This window comes from Duganella paludis, from assembly GCF_054461335.1.
In genome coordinates, this window is record NZ_CM136922.1 from 4,790,663 (window position 1) to 4,811,656 (window position 20,994).

The following is a 20,994-nucleotide window of genomic DNA, read 5'->3' on the forward strand; positions in this document are numbered from 1 at the left end:
AAATCGGGAAAATTGGCCGTTATAGCAGTTACACTTCAGAAAATATCGCCTGACCTCGATTCATAAAATGATGCAGTACAAGCAATTAACCACTTCGCTGTGCACGTTGGCTCTGGCGTTCGGCTCCCTCGGGGCGTCGGCGGCGGAATTGGGGGACATCGCGCCGCGTTCGTATATCGGCCAGCCGCTGGCGGTCGATATCGACCTGATGTCGCTGACGCCGGAGGAGGTGGGCGGCTTGCAGGTGCGATTGGCGCAGGCGGATGTGTATCGCGGCGCCAATGTGAAGATGAATCCGGCGCTGGCGTCGGTGCAGATGGCGGTGGAGCGGCGCGGCGGCAAGCCGGTGCTGCATGTTTCCACCTCGCGGGTGGTGGATGCGGATTTTGTGCATCTGTATGTGGAGTTGGGTGTGCCGGGCAAGCAGGAGGTGCGCTTGGCGACCGTGTGGTTGCAGCGTGATCCGAATCCGCCGCCACCGCCGGCGCCTGTGGTGATGGCGGTGCCGGCTGCGCCAGCGGTGCCGCTGGCTAGCGCCATGACGCCGGCCCAAGCGGAGCAGATTGCTGCGCAGGCCAGGGCGGCGCGGGCGGCGGCAGCATCCGCTGGCACAACGCCGGTAGCTGCGGCGGCAACTAGTGCGGCGCCTGGGGCGGCAGGGCCTGTAGCGTCGACGTCGGCGACGTCGGCAGCGTCGGCAAGCGCCGCGCAGGTGGCGGCGCCAACGGCTCCGGCGCGGGATCGGATCAAGCCGGCGCCGTTGCCTTCCATGCATGAGGCGCAGGTTGGCGTGCCGGGCGAGGTGAAGGCGGCGGCGCGCAGGATTGCGGGCGTGATGGTGTCGGCGGATGGCAAGCCGATGAAACCGTCTGCCAGGGAAGAGTCTTCGGAGGTGCCGGTGGGTGTGGCGCAGGCTTTGTTGCCGCTTGCGCCGCTGCCGTTGCCCAAGGGCGTGAAGCGGCCCGCGCCGGCTTCGTGCGCGCCCACCGGGATGAGCGCCAAGGAGTGCGTGGCGCTGGATCAGCATAATGCGGAATTGTCCGGCAAGTTGGTCGAGCTGGAGGCAAGGCTGAAGGCCGTGCAAGGCGCAATCGGCGGCGCGGCGGCGAAGACCGGCGCTGCGAAGGCGACCGCTCCGGCGGCGGCAAGCGCAGCGCCAGCGTCGGTTCCCGCTCCGGCCTCGGCCCCGACTGCGGCTGCGACGCGGGCGGCGGCGGGGGCGGCGTCTTCGGCGCCCACCCCCGGCCACGCGGCGGCGGCCGCAGCCTCGGCGCCCGCAGCGGGCTCGGGCCACGCGTCGGCACTTGCTCCCGGACACGCGTCGGCGTCAGCTACAGCATCGGCGCCTGCGGCGGCTTCCGGCCACGCGTCGGCGTCGGCAGCGGCAGCGGCAGCGGGCTCCGCCCACGCGTCGGCAGCTTCGGCCTCGGCGCCAGCGAAGGCGGCTGGTGGTAAAGATGCTTCGTCCGCGCAGGCGTCGGCCAGTTTGTCGGCGCAAGGTGAGACGGAGTCGCACGCGGCGCAGGCGTCTTCCGGCGAGGCGGCGGCGAGTGGCGCGGCATCGGCTGCCTCGGCGGCATCCGTGCCGACCAAGCAGGTGCGCGTGCTGCCCAAGCTGAAGTACAAGAAGGAAAAGGAAAAACAGCCCGAGCAAGCGACCAACTACACCATCCCGCTGATCGCCGGCGGCGTCGGCCTGGTGGCGCTGCTGGGCGCCGGTTTGATCTTCTGGCATAAGAAGAGCGCCGGCCGTGGCCCGCTGAAAATCTGGCAAGGCTTCCGCAAGAAAAAAGTCGAAACGCCGAAAACCGAACCGGTCGCCGAAGACACACCCGAGGCCGCCGCATCCAACGCGTAATGCGCAATCCGAATAAGCATATAGCAGGAAGCTCTGAGTTCATTCTGGCAATATGGGGTATAGTATTTTCCCCACATTGAAAGAGCCCACCAATGAGCGCAGTAGACTACCAAGCACAATACCAAGCCTTCAAACAACTCGGCCTCAAGCTCGACATGTCGCGCGGCAAGCCGGCACCTGAGCAGCTGGATCTGTCCAACACGCTGCTGGATGCAGTGGACGGCTACACCGCCGCCGACGGCACGGACGGCCGCAACTACGGCGGCACCATCGGCCTGCCGGAAGCGCGCGCACTGTTTGGCCAGCTGCTGGATGTGCCTGCCGCGCAAGTGGTAGTCGACAGCAGCTCCAGCCTGTCGCTGATGCACGATGTGATCGTCTACGCGCTGCTGAACGGCGTGCCCGGTCATGCGCCGTGGGTGCAGAATCCTGTCACCTTCCTGTGCCCTGTGCCAGGCTATGACCGCCACTTCGCCATCTGCGAAGCGCGCGGCATCAAGATGATCAACGTGCCGATGAACGAAGACGGCCCGGACATGGACCTGGTGGAAAAACTGGTGGCCGAGGACGCCAGCATCAAAGGCATGTGGATCGTGCCGAAGTACAGCAATCCGGGCGGCGTCGTGTACTCGGACAAAACCGTGGCCCGTCTGGCGGCCATGAAAACCGCAGCGCCGGACTTCCGCCTGATGTGGGACGACGCCTATCGCTTCCACCATCTGGGCGAAGGCAAGCAAGCCGTGGCCAGCATTCTGGATGCGTGCGTCCAGGCCGGCAACCCGGACCGCGCGATCGTGTTTGCATCGTCGTCGAAGGTGAGCTGGGCCGGTTCGGGCGTAGCGGCGCTGGCGGGCTCGCCGGCCAATATCGCGTGGTGGACCAAGTATGCGGGCCTGCGCAGTATCGGCCCGGACAAGATCAACCAGCTGCGCCACGTGCGTTTCCTGAAAGACCTGCCGACCGTGGAAGCGTTAATGGAAAAACATCGCCAACTGCTCAAGCCGAAGTTTGATGCGGTGCTGGAACAGTTCGAGGCTTTGCTGGGTGACGTTGAAGGCGTGTCGTGGACCCGTCCTAAAGGCGGCTACTTCATCGATCTGGTGACCCCGGACGGCGCGGCCAAGCGCACGGTGGCGCTGGCGAAGGAAGCCGGCATCACGCTGACGCCGGCCGGCGCAGCCTTCCCATATGGCCTGGACCCGAAGGACCGTCACATCCGTATCGCCCCGAGCTTCCCGTCGCTGGACGAAATCAACAAAGCGGCGCAGGGCATCGCACTATCGCTGCGTCTGACGCTGACTGCCTAACCTTTTAGCAAGACGAAAAAAAAGCGCCGGATTCGGCGCTTTTATCTTTGGTGCTGCGGTTTTTATTGACGGGACATGCCAGGGATGTTGTTCATCCAAGGATCGGTAGCGTCGCGAATTTCGCGGTCGTTGGCCAGAATCTGTTTCAGCAGGTCGATCTTGCGCAGGCGCTGCGCACCGCCCAATGCCGGTACGCCGGTGCTCACCGCGCGCGCTTCAGCGGCGCACTGGGTTTCCAGCTGGCCCAGACTGTCCAAATCTCCCATGCGTGCAGCGGCCGCCATTTGATTGGTCAATCCGGCAATATTTTCGTACATCGAGAGAACTTCGGAAGAGGTCATAATTCCACCTGGCTTGGTTAAACGGATTACCGCATGTCCTGATTAACGTCGCCTTAAACGGGAACTTTAGGCCTTTTTGAAAAATAATTGAAAAAAGTCGAAAAAAAATCCGCCTGCAACCAAAAACAGGCGGATTCCGATGGTTTAAAACCAATCGTGTTTATTTGACCAGCTCTTCCAGGCCTGCAGACAGTTCGTCCGGCGATGGCATGTCGTCGATCAGGGCGTTGTCTTCCAGGCCCAGTTCTTCGGCCAGATCGGTCGGGTAGCAGGCGGCGATTTCGTCATCGTTCAGCTCGGCCAGCGCCACGCGCGCGCGCCAGGCCGCCAGCGACACCACGGCCGCCAAACGGTTCAGCTCGCCATTGTGGTGCGGCTCGGGGAAGGCCAGGATGGTTTCCGAGAAGGTGGTCGGGAACTTCCAGCGCTTGGCCAGTTCCGCGCCGACGTCGGCGAAGGTGTAGCCCAGCGAGGCCTGTTCCGCATCCAGACGGCGCGAGTCCAGCGGACCGGCCACTTTGTCGAGCGCCATGGCCTGTTCCGGCGCGGCCGAGTGGATCACCAGCTGGCCGATGGCGTGCATCATGCCGATGGTGAAGGCGAGGTCGGTGTTTTCCTTGGTTTTCTTGGCGATCCATTTAGCCGAGACGGCGGTGTACAGGCTGTACTTCCAGAATTGCTTCAGGTCGAGGCCGGGCACGGTCTTGAAACCGCTGACCAGGCCGGAGCTGATGACCAGCGTGCGGACGGTGACAAAACCGAGCATCAGCACGGCGTCTTCGACGGTGCCGATGCTGCGCGATACGTGATAGTACGCGGAATTGGCCAGACGCAGCAGCTTGGCGCTCAGCACCGGATCCGTCGACAATTTCTTTGCGATCTCTTCGGTCGAGACGCTGGCCTTGTCGAAACTGCTGATCAGCTCTTCCACGACTTTAGGCGCGGTGGGCAACGCAGTTGGATTCTGGAACAGGGCATCAAGTTTCATATTTATCTCCTCGTTGATAAGCGCGTTGCTATAGGCTAACTATATAGCGATTCCTCGCGTGACAGAAGAGATTTGGTGGGGAAGCGTCGCTTTTCAGTATGCGCCCACTTATACTGCGGCCATGAGCACCGAAAATATCGAAGACATTACCCAGACCACGCTGCGCCACTACGAGCAAACGGCCGAGCAATTCTTTGCCGGCACCATCGACCATGACGTGAGCCAGAACATCGCCGCCTTGCTTGATGCGATCGAGGTGGCGGCGCCGTTCCGCCTGCTGGACCTGGGCTGCGGGCCGGGCCGCGACTTGAAGGCGTTCACGGCCATGGGTCACGAGGCGGTCGGTATCGACGGCTCGGCGCGGTTCGTGGAAATGGCCCGTGCGTTCAGCGGTTGCGACGTGTGGCACCAGGATTTCGTCCAGCTCGATTTGCCGGCCGAATATTTTGATGGCGTCTACGCCAACGCCTCGCTGTTCCACGTGCCGAGCGCGGCCTTGCCGCACGTGCTGCGTGACTTGCATGCGACGCTGAAAACCGGCGGTGTGCTGTTCAGTTCCAATCCGCGCGGCGACAATCGCGAGGGATGGAACGGGCCGCGTTACGGCAGCTACTACGACTATGAAACCTGGAAGCGTTACTTGACCGCAGCAGGCTTTGTCGAAGTCCAACATTACTACCGTCCACCTGGTTTACCGTGCGACCAGCAGCCGTGGTTGGCCAGTGTTTGGCGTTGCGTACGGGACCGCACAGAAACGAAGTGATGAGTGGCCTATAGTGGAATCCATGCACACAGCACTGGGCTGAGTGACCATCCGCTACAAAGGAGTTCATCATGAACAAGGATCAAGTCGAAGGTAAACTGAAAGACGTCGGCGGTAAAATTCAGGAAGAAGCCGGCAAACTGGTTGGCAGCTCCGAACAGCAAGCCAAGGGCCTGAACAAACAGGCTGAAGGCAAAATCCAGAAGGGCTATGGCGACGCTAAAGAAGCCGTCAAGGACACCGTGAACGAAATCAACAAAGGCAACCGTTAATCGTTGCTGATGTTCGAAAAAGTTCGAAAAAAAAGCCGCTGATTTCAGCGGCTTTTTTCGTTTTTATTCACCTGGCTTCAGGTTCTTCTTGAAGAAGGCTTCGATGTTGCCGTACACATGGCGCTGCGGCGCGCGGCCGGAGATGCCGTGCTTGCCACCCGGGTAGGTCATCAGCTCGAAGTGCACATTGCGCTTGACCAGCGCGTCGATCATGCGCGTGGTGTTGGTGAACAGCACGTTGTCATCGGCCATGCCGTGCATCAGCAGCAGCGGCGACTTCAACCCATCCAGATGCGAATACACGCCGCTGTAGGCATAGCCTGCCGCATTGTCTTTCGGCGTGCCCATGAACTGCTCGGTGTAGTGGGTGTCGTACAGCGTCCAGTCGGTGACCGGCGCCACCGATACGCCCATGGCGATCTTGTCCGAAGCTTCCGCCAGCAGGCGCAAGGTCATGAAGCCGCCGTAGCTCCAGCCGAACACACCGATGCGCTTGGCGTCGACAAAGCTTTGCTGGCCCAGCCACTCGATGCCGGTCAACTGGTCTTCCACTTCCACGCGGCCCAGTTGCAGGTAGTTGGCGTCGGTGAAGGCGCGCTCGCGACGGTAGGAGCCACGGTTATCCAGGCGCCACACCACGAAGCCTTGCTGCGCCATGTACTGGTCGAAGAAGTTGCCCCACTTGCGCGAGACGTGCTGCGAATGCGGGCCGCCGTAGGTAGACAGGTAGACCGGGTATTTTTTCGAGGCGTCGAAGCCGCTCGGCTTGACGATCGAGTAGTACAGGGTCTGGCCGTCCTTGGCTTTCAGCGTGCCGTATTCGGTTTTCAGGTGCGCGTCCAGGTACTTGCCGTAAGGGTGGCTGGCGTTCAGTTCGTTGTGCTCCAGCCACTGGATCATGGCGCCGTCGGGACGGCGGATGCTCACTTGCGGCGGTGTGTCCGGGCTCGAATAGGTGTCGACAAACACTTCGCCGTTGCGGGCGAAGGAGGAATCGTGCCAGCCGTCGCCCTGGGTCAGGCGTACCGGCTTGTCGGCGCTGCCGCCGTCGAGTTTGAGCGCGTAGGTCTGGCTGTCGATCACCGCGTCGCGGTTCGATTGCACGTAGACGCGGCCGTTCTTTTCATCGAGCGCCAGCAGACGGTCGATGCCCCAGTTGCCGGCGCTGATGGCGTGCTTGAGCTTGCCGTTCATATCGTACAGGTACAGGTGCTTGCGGCCGCTGCGTTCCGAAGCCCAGATGAAGCCCTTGTTATCCGAGAGGAAGCGCAGGTCGTCGAAGATGCTGACCCAGGTCGGCGAGGTTTCGGTGATCAGTACTTTCTGCGCCAGGGTGGCGGCATCGACCGAGATCAGCTCCAGCTTCTTCTGGTCGCGGGTCTGGCGCTGGAACAGCAAGGCCTTGCTGTTGGCGCTCCAGTCGGCGCGCACCAGGTAGATATCCTGCTCGGCGCCCAGCGCCACGTCGCGGATTTCACCGGTGGTCGGCGAGACGATCTTCAGCTGCACCAGCACGTTCGGATCGCCGGCGGCAGGGTAGCGCTGCTCGACCACTTCGGTGCGGTCGGCGAAGATTTCAAAGCGGCGCACCACCGGCACCGGCGCTTCGTCGTAGCGCTTGTAGGCGATGGCGGAATCGTCCGGCGCCCAGTAGTAGCCGGTGGTCTGGCTCATTTCTTCCTGCGCCACGAACTCGGCTTCGGCGTTGTGGATGGTTCCCTTGCCGTCGGTGGTCAGTTGCTTTTCCTTACCGGTGGCCAGTTCGATCACGAACAGGTTCTGGTCGCGCACGAAGGACACGTAGCGGCCTTGCGGCGAAATCTTTGGATCGAGCACATTGCCCGAGGCGACCATGCGCGCTTCATCGGGCTTGGCGGCGTCGATCAGGTACAGGTTGCCGGCGATCGGCACCAGCAGGCGCTTGCCGTCCGGCGACCAGCTGTAGCTGAGGATGCCTTTCAGGCTGGCGGTGCGCTCGCGCTCGCGGCGTGCTTTTTCGGCATCGGACAGGTTTTCTTCCGGCACCAGAATCTTGGAATCGACCAGGCGGTGCGTAGTCTTGTCCTTCAGGTTGAATTCCCACAGATCCAGCTGGAACTGGTTGTCCTCGCGGCCGCGCAGGAAGGTCACGCGGGCGCCGTCCGGCGACACTTTCAGGCTGCGCACGCCGGGACCGCTCAGCGACGGGTCGCTGTGGATGCGGTCGAGCGTGAGTTTTTCAGCCGAGGCGGTGCCGGCCAGCAGGGCGAGGAAGCAAAGTATGAAGCGCATAGGTATCTTTCAGTTGCGGAATCCAAGACGATACCAGACCGACCCGCCTGTGGCGAGACGGCAAGATTCTGAATCCGCGCTAGAAAACCGTTTTTCCTTCGGCCACCTTGCGCCATGACAGCCGCTTAAGCGACCAGCTGAGCAGCACCGCCGCCACCGTCAGGCCGATGGTCAGGCCGATCCAGAAGCCGGCCGCCGCCATGTCGTGGCCGAGCCCCAGCCAGCAGCCCAGCGGCAGGGCAAAGCCCCAGAACGCCAGCAGCTGGATCTGCATCGGCTGGCGCGTGACCTTGTAACCGCGTATCGCGCTCGACGTCGCCACCTGGGTGGCGTCCGACAGCTGGAACAGGGCGGCGTACACCAGCAGGTAGGCGCACAGCACGCGCACCGCCGGATCGGAGGTGTAGGCGGCGGCGATCTGGTGGCGGAACAGCACCATCAGCAGCGCCGACAGCACGCCGAACGCCAGCGACATGCCGACCCCGACCCAGGCCACAAAGCGCGCCCGCACCGCGTCGCCTTCGCCCATGGACTGGCCGACGCGCGTGATCAAGGCGATGCCAAAGCTGAGCGGTACCATGAAGGTGAGCGAGCTGAAATTCAACGCGATCTGGTGCGCCGACACTTCCACCACGCCGTAACGCGCCACCAGCAGGCTGACCGCGCCGAAGGCGCTCACTTCGGCGAAGTAGGTCACGCCGATCGGCAGGCCGAGGCGCAGGGTGGAGCGGATCTCCGGCCAGTGCGGCCATTCCCAATGCGTGAACGGGTAGGTGGCGCGATAGGCCGGCGCGAAGCGTATCCACAGCAGCATGGCGGCCAGCATCAGCCACATGCACAAGCCGGTCGCCACCGCGCAGCCGACCCCGCCCATAGCCGGAAAGCCCCAGTTGCCGAACACCAGCAACCAGTTGACGAAGACATTGAAGATCAGGCCGAGCAGGGCGATCACCATCACCGGCTTGGTCTGGTTGATGCTGGTGCTGTAGCCGTACAGCGCGCGGTAGGCGGCCAGCGGCAACAGGCCGATGCTGATGATATGGACGAACAGCGAAGCCTGGTGGTGCACGTGCTCGGACAGGTAGAGGTAATCGAACACCAGCGTGGCGACGTTGGCCAACAGCGCCGACACCAGGCCGACGCCGAGGCTGGTCCACAGCGCCTGGCGCACCGTGTGCGGAACCTTCTCCAGCGCGCCGGCGCCGACGTCGTGGGCGACGATACTGTTGACCGCCATCATGATGCCGGTGACCGTCACCAGGATGATGCCCCACACCGAGGCGCCCAGCGACACGGCCGCCAGTTCGTCGGCGCTGGTGTGGCCGGTCATGGCGACGTCGGCAACGCCCATGCCGACATTGGCCAGCTGGCCGATCAGCACCGGCCACGCCAGCTTCCACAGGGAGGAGATTTCGCGGCGGACGTTGGGCAGGGTGAAGGTATGCGGCATGGGGGAATTGTATTGCGGAAACGGTCAATTTTACTATGTTGCTAATAGTCCGGCGTGCCTGTTCGATTTTCGTTAGACTGATGGCTAGCCAAACGGGAGTGCGCAACGTGGAATACAAGGATTATTACCAGACCCTGGGTGTGGCCAAGACGGCTTCCGAGGATGAGATCAAGAAAGCGTATCGCAAGCTGGTGCGCAAATATCATCCGGACGTCAGCAAGGAAGCCGACGCGCAAAACAAAACCCAGGAAATCAACGAGGCCTACGGTGTCCTTGGCGACGCCGAGAAACGTGCCGCCTACGACGAGTTGGGACGCGGCCATCAGTACCGCGCCGGGCAGGAATTCCGTCCGCCGCCGGACTGGGGGCGCGGTTTCGGCGGCGCCGGTGGTGGCGCGGGCGGCCAGGGCGGCTTCGGCGGCGATCCCATGGGCAGCGATTTCTTTGCCGACCTGTTCGCCAATCTGGGCGGCGGACGGCGCCGGCCGCATCAGCAGGCCCCGCGCCGTGGCGAGGACAGCCACGCCAGCATCACCATCGACCTGGCCGACAGCTACAACGGCGCCACCCGCACCATCAGCTTGATGGTGGCCGAGCGCGATGCGCAGGACCGCATCGTCACCAAAGAACGCAACCTCAGCGTCAATATTCCGAAGGGCGTGACTGCCGGCCAGCAGTTGCGCCTGACAGGACAGGGCCAGCCGGGCGGCGCCGGGCCTGGCGACCTGTATCTCGAAATCCAGTTCCGCCCCGACACGCGCTACCGCATCGACGGCCGCGACGTGTTTGAAACCGTGCCCGTGACGCCGTGGGAAATGGCGCTGGGCGGCGAGATCGACGTGGCCACGCCCTCGGGCAAGGTCACCGTGACGGTGCCGGCCGGTTCACAAAGCGGCCGTAAGCTGCGCCTGCGCGGACGCGGCATTCCAGGAAAAGAACCAGGCGACTTGTATTTGCTGCTGGAGGTGGTGCTACCGCCGGCCAATAGCGACAAGAACCGCGAACTGTATCAAACCATGGCGCGCGAGATGGCATTCAATCCGCGCGCGGGAGGAGCATGATGGGACAGGCTATCTTGACGGCCGTGGTGGTCGACGACGCCGCGCTGACGCTGGAAGAACTGGCGCAGGCGTGTGCGGTTGAAACGGAGTGGGTGGTGCAGCACGTGCGCACCGGCATCCTGCTGGAGGACGCGCCCGAACACACGGGCGGCTGGCGCTTCACCAGCGCCGACCTGGTGCGCGCACGCCGGCTGTGCCAGATCGAACGCGCGTTCGAGGCCAATGACGACGTGGCGGCGCTGGTGGTCGACCTGTCGGAAGAAATCCGCCGCCTGCGCGGCAAGCTCAGCGCGGCCGGAGTGAAATAGGCGCGGCCAGCGCCTGCACCGCCATCTGCGCCTGATGGGCGGCCAGTTCGGCCGCTTCGCGCTCGTTCAGCGGCGTCAGCGGGCCGGCCTGGTCCAGTTCCAGGAATTGCTGCATCAGCCAGCGCGTGGCCGGTCCCGGTTCCTCGTCGCCACGGCGGATCACGTACAGCGGGAAACTGAAGGAATTGCCTTCGGCGATCTGCAGCTGCACCAGCCGACCCGCATCCAGATCCCATTGCACGAATTCCAGCGGCATATTGCCCCAACCGATGCCGTTGCGCAGCAGCGCGTGCTTGGAGCTGAGGTCGCCCAGGCGCCAGTCGCGCAGGGCCAGCACGCCGAAGTCCTGGCCGGCGGTGAGGGTGCTGCGATCGGTCAGCACCAGTTGCGTGTGTTCGCGCAGGATGGCGGTCGGCACGATGCCTTCGATCTGCGCCAGCGGGTGGTCGGGAGCGACCACCGGTACCATGGTGACGAAACCGCAGGCCTGGCGTTCGATCACGTCCGGCGTGCCCGGCATCCAGCCGCTGATGCCGATGCGGCAAGTGCCGTCGGCCACCAGCTGCGTCACCGCGCCCAGCGCTTCGGTGCGCAGGCGCATCGAGACGGTGGGGAATTCCTTCTGGAAGGCGTGCAGGATGCGCACCAGCTTGCAGGTCGAGAACATCACATCCACCACCAGCGACACTTCCGCCTCCAGCCCGGCCGACAGCGCCTTGGCGCGGGCGCGCATGCCGTCCACCTTGAGCGAGACGGCGCGGGCGTCGGCCAGCAGGGCCTTGCCGGCTTCGGTCAGGGTCGGCTTGCGCTTGGTGCGGTCGAGCAGCGCCACGTTCAGCTGCTCCTCAAGGTTGGCGATGGTGTAGCTGATCACCGACTGGGTACGGTGCAGGGCGCGCGCGGCATGGGCAAAACCGCCGTGGTCGATGACGGCGATGAAGACGCGCAACTGGTCGAGGGAGGGGAGGCCGGGATCTCGCATGATCGATTTTATCGATAGGTAGGATTTAAATTTAGACAGTTTCATCGATATTATAATCGTTTTATGATGCATCCAATCCCTAACCGAAAGGAAACAGCATCATGGCAAACGTACTCCACATCGACAGCAGCGTGCGCAGCACCGGCTCCCTGACCCGCCAACTGGGCGGCGAATTCATCGCCAAACTGGTTGCGGCGAACCCAGCCACCACCGTGGTCACCCGCGACCTGGCCAGCACCCCTGTGCCGCACCTGACCGAGCAAATGCTGGGCGCCTACTTCACCCCGGCCGAGCAGCGCAACGCCGAGCAGGCTTTCACCATCAAAACCTCGGACACCCTGGTGGACGAACTGCTGGCCGCCGACACCATCGTCATCGGCGCACCGATGTACAACTTCTCCGTGACCTCCGGCCTGAAGGCATGGATCGACCACGTGGCGCGCGCTGGCCGCACCTTCAAGTACGGCGCCAACGGCCCTGAAGGCCTGGTCAGCGGCAAGAAAGTCATCGTCTTCGTCGCCACCGGCGGCGCCTACAGCGAAGGCCCTGCGGCTGCCTACGACCACACCACCACCTACCTGCGTTCGGTGCTGGGCTTCCTGGGCATGACCGACGTGACCTTCGTGGTCGCCGAAGGCGTGGCCATGGGTGAAGAAGCTGTGGCCAGCGCCATCGCCAAGAGCCGTGCCCAGATCGAGGCCATCGCCGCCTAAGTAGCACCTGCGGTATCATGGAGGCTCACAGCAATGGAGCCTCCATGAAACGGAATCTGCATCTTTTGATGATAGACCCGCAAAACGATTTTTGCGACCTGCCGGATACCTACCGCCCGCTGGACCCGGTCAGCCTCCAGCCGCTGACCCCGGCGCTGCCCGTCACGGGCGCGCACCAGGACATGTTGCGTCTCGCCGGCCTGATCAATCGCGGCCGCGCCGGCCTCACGGCCATCAGCCTCACGCTTGATTCCCACCACCGTTTCGACATCGCCCATCCGACCTTCTGGATCGCCGCCGACGGCATGCCGGTCGCTCCGTACACCGAGATCACCGCCGCCCAAGTCCGCGCGCAGCAATACCTGCCGCGCCATCCCGCCGCCTTGCCGCTGGCGCTCAACTATCTGGACCAGCTGGAAGCGGCCGGCCGTTACAAGCTGATGGTGTGGCCGGTGCACTGCGAAATCGGCAGCTGGGGCCACAACGTCCACGCCGACGTGCGCGCCGCCTACGGCCATTGGGAGGAAGCCTCGCTCGGCATCGTCGCCAAGCTGGCCAAGGGCTCCAACCCGTGGACCGAACACTACTCCGCTGTGCAGGCCGAAGTGCCTTACGCCGATGATCCGGACACGCAGTTCAACGTCAAGTTCGTGCGCGGGCTGGCCGAGGCCGACCGCATCTACATCGCCGGCGAGGCCGGCAGCCACTGCGTCAAAGCCACGGTCGAACACATCGCCGATTACTTCGAACGGGAATACGGCGCCGCCTCGCTCGGCAAGCTGGTGCTGATCACCGACTGCATCAGCCCGGTGGGCGGCTTTGAAGCGCAATATCAGGCTTTCCTGCAAGCGATGCAGGCGCGCGGCGTGCAACTGATGCAAGCGGGCGATGTGCTGCCCGAACTGCTCGACAACGCCGGCCGCGCCCTGGAGAGCGCATGAGGGAGCCGATCGTCCGCAGCCTGCTGGAGACGGATTTATACAAGTTCACCATGTGGCAGGCGCTGCTGCACGGCCAGCCGAATTCGCACACCGAGTACGAGTTCGTCTGCCGCAACACGCCGACCTTTCCTCTGGCCGATTTGTGCGCCGACGTCGAGCGCGAGCTGGACCATCTTTGTTCGATGAGTTTCCGCGACGAGGAACTGGCCTACCTGCGTTCGCTGCGCTACATGAAGAGCGACTTCGTCGACTTCCTCACCGTGTTCCGTTTCCAGCGCAAGTTCATCGAGGTGCGCGCCGACGGCGAGCAACTGGTGATCCACGCCAGCGGCCCGCAAGTGCACGTGATGGGCTTTGAAATCTATGTGCTCTACATCGTCAACGAACTGTATTTCCGGCGCTTCGATCAGGAAGCCGCTCTGGTGGAAGGGCGCGCGCGCCTGGGCGCCAAGATCGCCGCGCTGAAGGCATTCAGCGCCGAGCCGGCGCGGCGCTTCCCGTTCGAGTTTTCCGACTTCGGCACGCGCCGCCGCTTCTCCGGCGTGTGGCACGACGAAGTGGTGCAGCGCCTGGCGCGCGAAGTGCCCGAGTATTTCAAGGGCACCTCCAACGTCTACCAGGCCATGCGCTTCGGCCTGATCCCGATCGGCACCATGGCGCATGAATACATGCAATCGTTCCAGGCCTTCGGCGTGCGCCTGCGCGATTTCCAGAAAGCGTCGCTGGAGGCGTGGGTGCAGGAATATCGCGGCGACCTTGGCGTGGCGCTGACCGACGTGGTCGGCATGGACGCCTTCCTTGACGACTTCGACCTGTATTTCGCCAAGCTGTTCGATGGCCTGCGGCACGATTCGGGCGACCCGGTGATCTGGGGCGAGAAAGCCATCGCCCACTACGCCGCGCTGCGCATCGACGCCGGCACCAAGCGGCTGGTGTTCTCGGACGGCCTGAACCTGCACAGTGCGATGGACCTGTACCGCCACTTCGCCGACCGCATCATGACCGGCTTCGGCATCGGCACCCATTTGACCAACGACGTCGGCCTGGCGCCGCTCAACATCGTCATGAAGCTGGTGTGCTGCAACGGCCAGTCGGTGGCCAAGCTGTCCGACTCGCCCGGCAAGACCGTGTGTAAGGATGAAACCTTCCTGGCCTACCTGCGCCAGGTCTTCAACCACCCGGCCGCCGGATGAACGCCCTCTACCTCATCAACGCCGGCGTCTACCTGATCATCGGCACGACGCTGCTGCTGGTGTGGCAGCGCCACCGTGCGCAGACCTTCGCGCGCGACATGGGCTGCTCGACCCTGTTTGCCGGCCTGCTGCCGGTCGGTTATCTGGTGCACCTGGTCTTGCCCGCGCCGTGGCGCGCGCTGGGCCTGCCGCTGGTGGTGCTGGGCGCGATTCCGAATCTGCTGTTTCTCACCTCCGGCGTGCTGCAGTTGTCCGGACGCCGCCTGTCGCGCGTCGGCGCCGGCGTGATCGTGCTGCTGGCGCTGCTGGTATTGCTGGTGCCGCCCACCGGCGACAAGCTGCGCTACTGGGCCAGCTTCAATATGACGGTATTGGTCACCTTGGGTGCGCTCGTGACGCTGTGGACCTGGCGTACAGGCGCCAGCGTGCGGCTGGCCGGACTGCTGTTGATCGCGCTCGGCGTCGACCAGCTGCCGCTGGTGCTGTACGGCGAGCAGGGCTTCGCGTTCAACCTGATCGTCGCCACCTTGCTGCGCACCGCGATCGGCGTGGTGTTCCTGCTGTCGGCGCTGGACGGCGCGCTGCGCGAGTCGAGCAAGCTGGCGACCCGCTTCCAGATGTTGACCGAGCACTCGGTGCAAGGCGTGGTGGTGACCGATGGCGCGCACATCCTGTACGCCAATCCGGCGGTGCGGCAGATCTACGGCATGCCGCTGGGCCTGCGCAACTACATCACGTTCGCCGACCTGCCGCCGGAAAGCTTCAGCGACGAGCTGCTGCAGCGCTACCACGGCCAGATCAAGCGCGGCGAGATCGAGCTGGCCAACTGGGAGGGCCGGCGCGTGGTGGCCGGCGGACGCGAACTGGAACTGCGCTTCGAGGCCTGGCGCGTGGAGTGGGACGGCCAGCCGGCCACGCAAGTCCTGATCACCGACGACACCGAGCGCAACGCCAGCGCACGCGAGTTGCTGTACCAGTCCAGCCACGACAAGCTGACCGGCCTGCCGAACCGCGCCGTGCTGATGCAGCGCCTGAAGGATTACTGCTACCTGACCGAAGGCTCGCTGCACTGCACGCTGGTGGTACTCAACATCGACCGCTTCAAGCTGTTCAACCAAAGCCAGGGTTTGCTGGCCGGGGACCAGCTGCTCAAAGAGTTCGCCGAACAATTGAAGGAAGTTCTGGGCGTGCGCGCGGAATTGATGCGCCTGGGCGGCGACGAATTCGCCATCGTCGATCCGGACGGTGCTGGAGTGCTTGAGGCGCGCGAGCTGGCCAACCGGCTGCAGCTCGCCTGCGCGCGGCCGGTCAAGCTGGACGGCGGCGAGTATGTGATCGACGCCTCGATGGGCATGGCCATCTTCCCCGACCACGCGGTCGATGCCGACGCGCTGCTGCGCGCCGCCAACGCCGCCATGTACCAGGCCAAGCGCATACCGGGCACCTCGCTGGCCATGGCCGAGCGGCGCTTCGCGCAGATGTCGAGCGCCGCGCTGGAAAACGAACAGGCGCTGCGCAAGGGCATCCGCAACCAGGAAATCTATCTCGACTACCAGCCCAAGATCGACGCCGTCAGCGGCGCGCTGCTGGGCTTCGAGGCGCTGGCGCGCTGGCAGCGGCCCGGCATCGGGCTGGTCAGCCCGGTGGAGTTCATCGCCATCGCCGAGCGCACCGGCCTGATCTCCGAGCTGGGCGCCATGCTGCTGGAACGCGCCTGCCGCCAGATCGCCGCCTGGCGCAGCGCGATCGGCTTCTGCGTGCCGGTGGCGGTCAACGTTTCGCCGATGCAGCTGCTGAACAAAGGTTTCCCACAACTGGTGGAGCAGATGCTGCGCGAGATAGGCATTCCATCCCATTGCCTGACGCTGGAAATCACGGAAAGCGCGGCGGTGGAAAACCTGGAAGACACGCAGAGCCAGCTGCAACAGCTGCGCGCGCTGGGCATCCAGGTGGCGATGGACGATTTCGGCACAGGTTTCTCGTCGCTGAGCATGCTGCGTGAACTGCCTTTGAGCACGCTGAAAATCGACCGTGGCCTGATTTCGCCGCTACCGGCGCCGGATGCGGTGGCGGTGGTGAGGGCGATCTGTCAACTGGCCAGTGCGCTGGAATTGCAAGTGGTGGCCGAGGGCATCGAAACCATGGAGCAAGCCATCGCCGCGCGCGACGCCGGTTGTCACGCCTTGCAGGGTTTCTTTTACGCGCGACCGCTCACTGTGGCCGATGCGGGCGCTTGGATGCAGCGCCAGCATGGCAACGGTGACGATTGCGCGGCCGATGACGACCAGGCCGCGCTGGCCGGTTAATCCGACGCAGCGGGAGCGGCGTCGTCAGGCGTCGTGGGCGCCGAAGCCGCCCATGATGGCATCGGCCTTGTCGCGCTCATCCTCGTCATAGATATCGACTGTCAGCATGGCGCCGCTGCGCTGGCGCGCGGCGGCGGCGGCGGCCGGCCCGCCCGGAGTCAGCGCGTCCAGCAGATTGCCGACCGTGCTGGTGGCCACATTGGGCGGCAGCGTGGTGTGCTTGGTCAGCTTCACGCTCGACTGTGGAAAACCGTTGGAGAGCAGGGCGCTGCGGGCGCTCTCGGCGTCCGCCAGTTGCTCGAAATTGCGATGAATGCTGCGGGTCATGATGGCCTCCTGCTGAGACACATGGTGCGTGGCGGCCGTTAGAAACCGGCTACCACGGTCTGGAAATGCTCCACCTTCGGCGGCAGTGCGAAATGACTGCCGACCAGTCCGCGCCACGCCTGGAAACCGCTACTGCCGCGAAAATCGACGGTATGGTTTTCCAGCGTCTGCCAGGTAATCACCAGATGATACGTATCCGGCGTTTCGATATCGCGATCGAGGCGCATCGACAGGCAGCCGGTGGCCGCCTTGAAAATCGGCACCGCCTCGGCCACCGCCGCCTGGAAGGCGACGTGGGCATCGGGCTTGATGTACAGCTCGGCGATCTCGTAAATCATGAACATTCCTGGGAGTGGGCGAATGCTCTATTGTGCCTCAACTGCGGCCGGCGTGCGCAAGATGAAACGCATGGCCTGTTGCGCCAGTTCCGCCACGTCGGCGCCACTGCCCGGCTTGTACCACTGCACCGTCCAATTCAGCGCGCCGAAGATCAACAGGCGGTCGAATTGCGACGGCACGCCCCAGACGCCGGAATGGTGCAGTGCGGCGATGGCATCGTCCCACACCGCTTCGTAGCGGTCCTTCAGGGCCGTGATGCGTTCGCGCGAGGCGTCGTCGAGCGAGCGCCATTCGTACAGCAGCACGGCGATGAAATGGTGGTCCGGGGCGAGCAGGGTGTGCAGATGGGCTTCGACCAGGCGGTGCAGCATGGCGCTGGGCGACAGCGGTTCGGCGGCGATGGCCTCGATCTCGGCCAGCGAGCGCTGCATGCCTTGCTCCATGATGGCGGCCAGGATCTCCTGCTTGGTCTTGAAGTGGTAGAACCAGCTGCCGGCCTGGATGCCGGCGGCGGCCGCGATATCGCGTACGGTGGTGTTCTCGTAGCCCTTGGTGCGGAACAGTTGGGCGGATTTCTCGATCAACTCGGCGCGCAGGCCACCGCCTTCGCCCTTCTGGGGACGCCCGCGTTTCTTCGCGTGGGGCACAGCATGGACTGCGGCATCGGGCATGGCGGTGTCGGTAGCTGGAGTGAATACAGTCCATTTTAATGCACTGTTCGAACGAAAACACAAAACGGCGCTACCGTGTGCTGCGGCGCAACAACAGCGCACGTTTGCGGCAGATCAGGATGTGGTATGTCGGCCCTCCTAAGCTGGGCGGTACACAGGAGGCGATATGAACGCACCGGCTCAGCTTGACAGCGTCAATTGTGCTGCGGAGGATGAAGAGATGGACACGGCAATTGACATGCTAAGCGCCCAAATGGACGCCGGATTCCGCGAGGTCAACGCGCGGATCGATACCCTGCGCACCGAGACACAGCAAGGCCTCCGTGAGGTCAACGCGCGAGTCGATACCCTGCGGGCCGAGACACAGCAAGGCTTTCGTGAGGTCAATGCCCGAATCGACGCCTTTCGCACAGAATCATATGATCGTATCGACCAATCGCGTAAAGAGTTCTTGGCGAGGATGGACCATGCGACTAGCGAATCCCTGGCGAAGATAGACCAGATGCGCGCCGACTCCTTGGCGAGGATGGACAAACTGCATTCTGACTCTTGGGCGGCGATAGAGCAGTCCCGCAAGGAGTCTCAGGCGAGAATGGACCAAATGCACTCGGAGTTTTTGGCGAGGATGGATCAATCCAGCAAGGAATCCCAAGCGAAGATCGACCAATCTATAGCGAGAATAGATCAAATGCGTTCCGAATCCTTAGCAAGAATGGACCAATCCAGCAGGGAGTTCTTGACCAGGATGGATCAAACGCGCACGGAATTCCAGGCGAGGATGGACCAAATGAGCTCAAGCAAGGATGCCCAGTTTCGCTGGCTGGTCGGTTTAATGCTCACCACCGTGCTGGGCGTGGCCGCACTGGTGGTGAAAGTCATGTGAGGAATATGGTGCCGGTATATTTCCCGACCGCCGGCGCCGGTAGTAGCCGCCCGGGAGGGCGCTAATTTGTCGTTCCATGTGAGAACTGCAGCCATCATAACGGCCAAATATGACGGGCGTTTGACGTGCGTGGCAGGGGCGTGCAAAGTGCTGTAGAATACGAAGTCTGTGGGGACGACCTGGTTTCGACGTGGGTTGCAAAGCAGAACAGGGCATACCGAGGCCTGGTTACCTCGTAAATACACCCAGAAATCAATAACTGCAAACGATAACTCGTACGCACTGGCAGCCTAAGGGCTGTTAGCTCCTAAACGCTTCTTCCCTGGGGCGGACCGTTAAAAGTCAAGGAGTCATTTACAGGGAATCGCGCTGTGACGGGTCACTTGAAGCCGCGCTAAATCTAAGGTGAATCGCTAGTCCAAAACGTGCACATCCGTGTTGTACTGGTTAAATTAAATGATAGTGCTAAGTATGTAGAACTGTCTGTAGAGTGCTTGCGGACGCGGGTTCGATTCCCGCCGTCTCCACCAATAATTCTTTTCAAATCAGTAAGTTAGAAGTTCGAAGGCTGTCAATTTTAGGGTCAGTTGGGGCGGATCAGGCTCCATAATGACAACAAAATGACAGCCTTTTTTGTTCTCTCTACGATTGACAAAGTCATCCTCGCTCACTTGAATTCCCCGCACTGTGCTATGTTCGCGAGTGCCCTAGTTGCCATATGCTAACCATATTTTCTGTCGCGGAAATGCAAAAAATGCAATAATTTTCTACTGTATTGATGAACTGCCACTTATTACTCAGGCAGCTGTAATATAATTGTGCAAGAGCATCATGTCCGCATCCCCGCAAGAAACAGTGCTTAGCGCACTCACCTATAAGATTCAAATGTTTAAGATCGAAACTGAGAATTCAGTCTCTACCGTCATGGATAGCACGCCATCCATGAATAAATCATCGGCTGAAAAAAGTTCCTCAAAAGATGAGCTAATTGATATTTACGAAAAAAAATTAATTAAGGATTCTAAGCAAATTAAATTAGTTAGTTTATTTTGTGGTGCAGGTGGATTGGATCTTGGTTTCAAACAGGCCGGCTTTTCTACCGCAATTGCTTTTGATTTTAATCAGTCCGCCGTGGAATCTTTTAATAAAAATCATCCCGGAAAAGTCGCTACCGTCGTTGACATTGAAAAGGCCGGCGCTGATGGAATTTTGTCGTTGGTTATCAAAAAAATTCCACGAGGTTCAGATATTGGGATCATCGGCGGCCCTCCTTGCCAAGGGTTTTCTCGCGCAAATCCCAATTCTAAAGCCGATGACCCTAGAAACGCATTACCTAAAACCTATCTGCAAATCGTTAAGGCACTGATGGGGGTTTATAACGTCCATTTTTTGTTGATTGAAAATGTCGGCGGCATAAAAGCTGAGAAGCATTCCGAAACGTTTGATGGAATAATTGCAGAAATAGAGAGCCTTAATTTCGGTTCTCATCATGAAATTTTGAATTCTGTACATTATGGCGTTCCGCAACACCGAAAAAGAATGCTGATTGTAGGGCTACGGAAAGATCAGGCTGCTAAATTTTCATTTCCCAAAAAAAATAAAAAAATAAAAACTGTTGGCGATGTTATTGCCGATTTTCCGTCGCCTGTGTTCTGTAATCGCGGTACAAAAGTTGAGGAGAGTGTATTTCATCCCAATCATTGGACCATGATGCCAAGATCTAAAAAATTTACATCTGATTATGTGGCTCCAGCAGGCTCACGCAGTTTTAAAAAAGTTGAGTGGCACGAACCAAGTAAAACCATTGCTTTTGGCAATCGAGAAATTTTGGTCCACCCATCTGGGCTTCGTCGCTTAAGTATTTACGAGGCAATGCTTTTACAGGGCTTCCCAAAGAAATTTAAGCTGTTAGGCACATTGAGCGCTCAAGTTACTCAGGTGTCTAATGCGGTTCCGCCCCCATTAGCCAAGGAAATTGCGCTCTCTATCAAGTATTCGATAATAGAAAATCTTTGATAAT

General features: G+C 61.7%; 20 protein-coding genes and 1 other RNA gene. 13 read left to right on the forward strand and 8 right to left on the reverse strand.

The window, feature by feature from the left end; genetic code table 11:
* Positions 1–67 precede the first annotated feature (67 nt).
* Together ACXZ1M_RS21100 and ACXZ1M_RS21105 are read left to right on the forward strand one after the other, a co-directional pair.
* On the forward strand, positions 68–1,858 hold the full coding sequence (locus ACXZ1M_RS21100) for a type IV pilus assembly protein FimV (RefSeq protein ID WP_459049591.1): 1,791 nt from the start codon (positions 68–70) through the stop codon (positions 1,856–1,858).
* A gap of 92 nt (positions 1,859–1,950) precedes the next feature.
* Entirely contained in the window at positions 1,951–3,165 is a 1,215-nt protein-coding gene (locus ACXZ1M_RS21105) for an aminotransferase class I/II-fold pyridoxal phosphate-dependent enzyme (protein WP_459049592.1), read from the forward strand.
* Positions 3,166–3,227: 62 nt separating this feature from the next.
* Here the strand turns inward: ACXZ1M_RS21105 and ACXZ1M_RS21110 are convergent, their stop codons facing one another.
* Together ACXZ1M_RS21110 and ACXZ1M_RS21115 are read right to left on the reverse strand one after the other, a co-directional pair.
* Positions 3,228–3,506, reverse strand: a complete 279-nt coding sequence (locus ACXZ1M_RS21110) for a flagellar protein FliT (RefSeq protein WP_459049593.1) — start codon at positions 3,504–3,506, stop codon at positions 3,228–3,230.
* A gap of 160 nt (positions 3,507–3,666) precedes the next feature.
* Complete coding sequence (locus ACXZ1M_RS21115) at positions 3,667–4,494, reverse strand: HDOD domain-containing protein (protein WP_459049594.1); 828 nt, start codon at positions 4,492–4,494, stop codon at positions 3,667–3,669.
* Between the two features lie 121 nt (positions 4,495–4,615).
* Between ACXZ1M_RS21115 and ACXZ1M_RS21120 the strand changes: the two genes are divergently transcribed.
* Positions 4,616–5,257: a class I SAM-dependent methyltransferase gene (locus ACXZ1M_RS21120; RefSeq protein ID WP_459049595.1), complete on the forward strand. Its 642-nt coding sequence runs from the start codon at positions 4,616–4,618 to the stop codon at positions 5,255–5,257.
* Positions 5,258–5,328: 71 nt separating this feature from the next.
* A complete protein-coding gene (locus ACXZ1M_RS21125) occupies positions 5,329–5,529 on the forward strand; it encodes a CsbD family protein (protein ID WP_459049596.1) in 201 nt (66 codons plus the stop codon).
* 63 nt (positions 5,530–5,592) lie between these two features.
* Here the strand turns inward: ACXZ1M_RS21125 and ACXZ1M_RS21130 are convergent, their stop codons facing one another.
* Both ACXZ1M_RS21130 and ACXZ1M_RS21135 read right to left on the reverse strand, forming a co-directional pair.
* Positions 5,593–7,800 (reverse strand): S9 family peptidase, encoded by a 2,208-nt coding sequence (locus ACXZ1M_RS21130; protein ID WP_459049597.1) that lies wholly within the window; start codon positions 7,798–7,800, stop codon positions 5,593–5,595.
* Positions 7,801–7,879: 79 nt separating this feature from the next.
* Complete coding sequence (locus ACXZ1M_RS21135) at positions 7,880–9,250, reverse strand: MATE family efflux transporter (RefSeq protein ID WP_459049598.1); 1,371 nt, start codon at positions 9,248–9,250, stop codon at positions 7,880–7,882.
* 107 nt (positions 9,251–9,357) lie between these two features.
* Between ACXZ1M_RS21135 and ACXZ1M_RS21140 the strand changes: the two genes are divergently transcribed.
* Complete coding sequence (locus tag ACXZ1M_RS21140; RefSeq protein WP_459054055.1) at positions 9,358–10,311, forward strand: DnaJ C-terminal domain-containing protein; 954 nt, start codon at positions 9,358–9,360, stop codon at positions 10,309–10,311.
* On the forward strand, positions 10,308–10,619 hold the full coding sequence (locus tag ACXZ1M_RS21145; RefSeq protein WP_459049599.1) for a MerR family transcriptional regulator: 312 nt from the start codon (positions 10,308–10,310) through the stop codon (positions 10,617–10,619). The genes ACXZ1M_RS21140 and ACXZ1M_RS21145 overlap by 4 nt, the downstream gene beginning before the upstream one ends.
* On the opposite strand, the gene ACXZ1M_RS21150 is transcribed toward ACXZ1M_RS21145, so the two are convergent.
* Entirely contained in the window at positions 10,597–11,601 is a 1,005-nt protein-coding gene (locus tag ACXZ1M_RS21150; protein WP_459049600.1) for a LysR family transcriptional regulator, read from the reverse strand. The genes ACXZ1M_RS21145 and ACXZ1M_RS21150 overlap by 23 nt on opposite strands.
* A gap of 101 nt (positions 11,602–11,702) precedes the next feature.
* Here ACXZ1M_RS21150 and ACXZ1M_RS21155 point away from each other — a divergent pair, with 101 nt between their 5' ends.
* The 4 genes from ACXZ1M_RS21155 to ACXZ1M_RS21170 are packed head-to-tail and all read left to right on the forward strand — an operon-like array spanning position 11,703 to position 16,754.
* Complete coding sequence (locus ACXZ1M_RS21155; protein WP_459049601.1) at positions 11,703–12,314, forward strand: FMN-dependent NADH-azoreductase; 612 nt, start codon at positions 11,703–11,705, stop codon at positions 12,312–12,314.
* Between the two features lie 44 nt (positions 12,315–12,358).
* Positions 12,359–13,255 carry a cysteine hydrolase family protein gene (locus tag ACXZ1M_RS21160; RefSeq protein WP_459049602.1) on the forward strand — a complete coding sequence of 299 codons (897 nt, stop codon included), beginning with the start codon at positions 12,359–12,361 and terminating at the stop codon, positions 13,253–13,255.
* Positions 13,252–14,448 carry a nicotinate phosphoribosyltransferase gene (gene pncB / locus ACXZ1M_RS21165; protein ID WP_459049603.1) on the forward strand — a complete coding sequence of 399 codons (1,197 nt, stop codon included), beginning with the start codon at positions 13,252–13,254 and terminating at the stop codon, positions 14,446–14,448. Before ACXZ1M_RS21160 ends, pncB begins: the two co-directional genes overlap by 4 nt.
* Positions 14,445–16,754, forward strand: coding sequence for a putative bifunctional diguanylate cyclase/phosphodiesterase (locus ACXZ1M_RS21170; RefSeq protein ID WP_459049604.1), 2,310 nt, complete (start codon positions 14,445–14,447; stop codon positions 16,752–16,754). The genes pncB and ACXZ1M_RS21170 overlap by 4 nt, the downstream gene beginning before the upstream one ends.
* A gap of 24 nt (positions 16,755–16,778) precedes the next feature.
* Here the strand turns inward: ACXZ1M_RS21170 and ACXZ1M_RS21175 are convergent, their stop codons facing one another.
* Genes ACXZ1M_RS21175 through ACXZ1M_RS21185 form a run of 3 tightly spaced genes read right to left on the reverse strand, consistent with a single transcriptional unit; the run spans position 16,779 to position 18,091 of the window.
* Positions 16,779–17,081, reverse strand: coding sequence for a hypothetical protein (locus tag ACXZ1M_RS21175; protein ID WP_459049605.1), 303 nt, complete (start codon positions 17,079–17,081; stop codon positions 16,779–16,781).
* A gap of 38 nt (positions 17,082–17,119) precedes the next feature.
* A complete protein-coding gene (locus tag ACXZ1M_RS21180) occupies positions 17,120–17,419 on the reverse strand; it encodes an antibiotic biosynthesis monooxygenase family protein (protein ID WP_459049606.1) in 300 nt (99 codons plus the stop codon).
* A gap of 27 nt (positions 17,420–17,446) precedes the next feature.
* A complete protein-coding gene (locus ACXZ1M_RS21185) occupies positions 17,447–18,091 on the reverse strand; it encodes a TetR family transcriptional regulator (protein ID WP_459049607.1) in 645 nt (214 codons plus the stop codon).
* A gap of 166 nt (positions 18,092–18,257) precedes the next feature.
* On the opposite strand from ACXZ1M_RS21185, the gene ACXZ1M_RS21190 reads away from it, so the two are divergent.
* The 3 genes from ACXZ1M_RS21190 to ACXZ1M_RS21200 all read left to right on the forward strand — a co-directional run bounded on the left by ACXZ1M_RS21190 (position 18,258) and on the right by ACXZ1M_RS21200 (position 20,990).
* Complete coding sequence (locus ACXZ1M_RS21190; protein ID WP_459049608.1) at positions 18,258–18,974, forward strand: hypothetical protein; 717 nt, start codon at positions 18,258–18,260, stop codon at positions 18,972–18,974.
* Between the two features lie 170 nt (positions 18,975–19,144).
* Positions 19,145–19,504: a transfer-messenger RNA gene (gene ssrA / locus ACXZ1M_RS21195) on the forward strand.
* A 301-nt stretch (positions 19,505–19,805) separates the two neighbouring features.
* Positions 19,806–20,990: a DNA cytosine methyltransferase gene (locus ACXZ1M_RS21200; RefSeq protein ID WP_459049609.1), complete on the forward strand. Its 1,185-nt coding sequence runs from the start codon at positions 19,806–19,808 to the stop codon at positions 20,988–20,990.
* Positions 20,991–20,994 lie beyond the last annotated feature (4 nt).

Excerpts from the sequence above, each read along its gene's own strand:
- ACXZ1M_RS21115 (WP_459049594.1), bottom strand. The coding sequence starts at position 4,494 with ATGAAACTTGATGCCCTGTTCCAGAATCCAACTGCGTTGCCCACCGCG.
- ACXZ1M_RS21155 (WP_459049601.1), top strand. The coding sequence starts at position 11,703 with ATGGCAAACGTACTCCACATCGACAGCAGCGTGCGCAGCACCGGCTCC.
- ACXZ1M_RS21105 (WP_459049592.1), top strand. The coding sequence starts at position 1,951 with ATGAGCGCAGTAGACTACCAAGCACAATACCAAGCCTTCAAACAACTC.
- ACXZ1M_RS21150 (WP_459049600.1), bottom strand. The coding sequence starts at position 11,601 with ATGCGAGATCCCGGCCTCCCCTCCCTCGACCAGTTGCGCGTCTTCATC.
- ACXZ1M_RS21175 (WP_459049605.1), bottom strand. The coding sequence starts at position 17,081 with ATGACCCGCAGCATTCATCGCAATTTCGAGCAACTGGCGGACGCCGAG.
- ACXZ1M_RS21170 (WP_459049604.1), top strand. The coding sequence starts at position 14,445 with ATGAACGCCCTCTACCTCATCAACGCCGGCGTCTACCTGATCATCGGC.
- ACXZ1M_RS21145 (WP_459049599.1), top strand. The coding sequence starts at position 10,308 with ATGATGGGACAGGCTATCTTGACGGCCGTGGTGGTCGACGACGCCGCG.
- ACXZ1M_RS21185 (WP_459049607.1), bottom strand. The coding sequence starts at position 18,091 with ATGCCCGATGCCGCAGTCCATGCTGTGCCCCACGCGAAGAAACGCGGG.
- ACXZ1M_RS21130 (WP_459049597.1), bottom strand. The coding sequence starts at position 7,800 with ATGCGCTTCATACTTTGCTTCCTCGCCCTGCTGGCCGGCACCGCCTCG.
- ACXZ1M_RS21190 (WP_459049608.1), top strand. The coding sequence starts at position 18,258 with ATGAACGCACCGGCTCAGCTTGACAGCGTCAATTGTGCTGCGGAGGAT.
- ACXZ1M_RS21110 (WP_459049593.1), bottom strand. The coding sequence starts at position 3,506 with ATGACCTCTTCCGAAGTTCTCTCGATGTACGAAAATATTGCCGGATTG.
- ACXZ1M_RS21120 (WP_459049595.1), top strand. The coding sequence starts at position 4,616 with ATGAGCACCGAAAATATCGAAGACATTACCCAGACCACGCTGCGCCAC.
- ACXZ1M_RS21100 (WP_459049591.1), top strand. The coding sequence starts at position 68 with ATGATGCAGTACAAGCAATTAACCACTTCGCTGTGCACGTTGGCTCTG.
- ACXZ1M_RS21125 (WP_459049596.1), top strand. The coding sequence starts at position 5,329 with ATGAACAAGGATCAAGTCGAAGGTAAACTGAAAGACGTCGGCGGTAAA.
- ACXZ1M_RS21200 (WP_459049609.1), top strand. The coding sequence starts at position 19,806 with ATGTCCGCATCCCCGCAAGAAACAGTGCTTAGCGCACTCACCTATAAG.
- ACXZ1M_RS21180 (WP_459049606.1), bottom strand. The coding sequence starts at position 17,419 with ATGATTTACGAGATCGCCGAGCTGTACATCAAGCCCGATGCCCACGTC.
- pncB (WP_459049603.1), top strand. The coding sequence starts at position 13,252 with ATGAGGGAGCCGATCGTCCGCAGCCTGCTGGAGACGGATTTATACAAG.
- ACXZ1M_RS21135 (WP_459049598.1), bottom strand. The coding sequence starts at position 9,250 with ATGCCGCATACCTTCACCCTGCCCAACGTCCGCCGCGAAATCTCCTCC.
- ACXZ1M_RS21160 (WP_459049602.1), top strand. The coding sequence starts at position 12,359 with ATGAAACGGAATCTGCATCTTTTGATGATAGACCCGCAAAACGATTTT.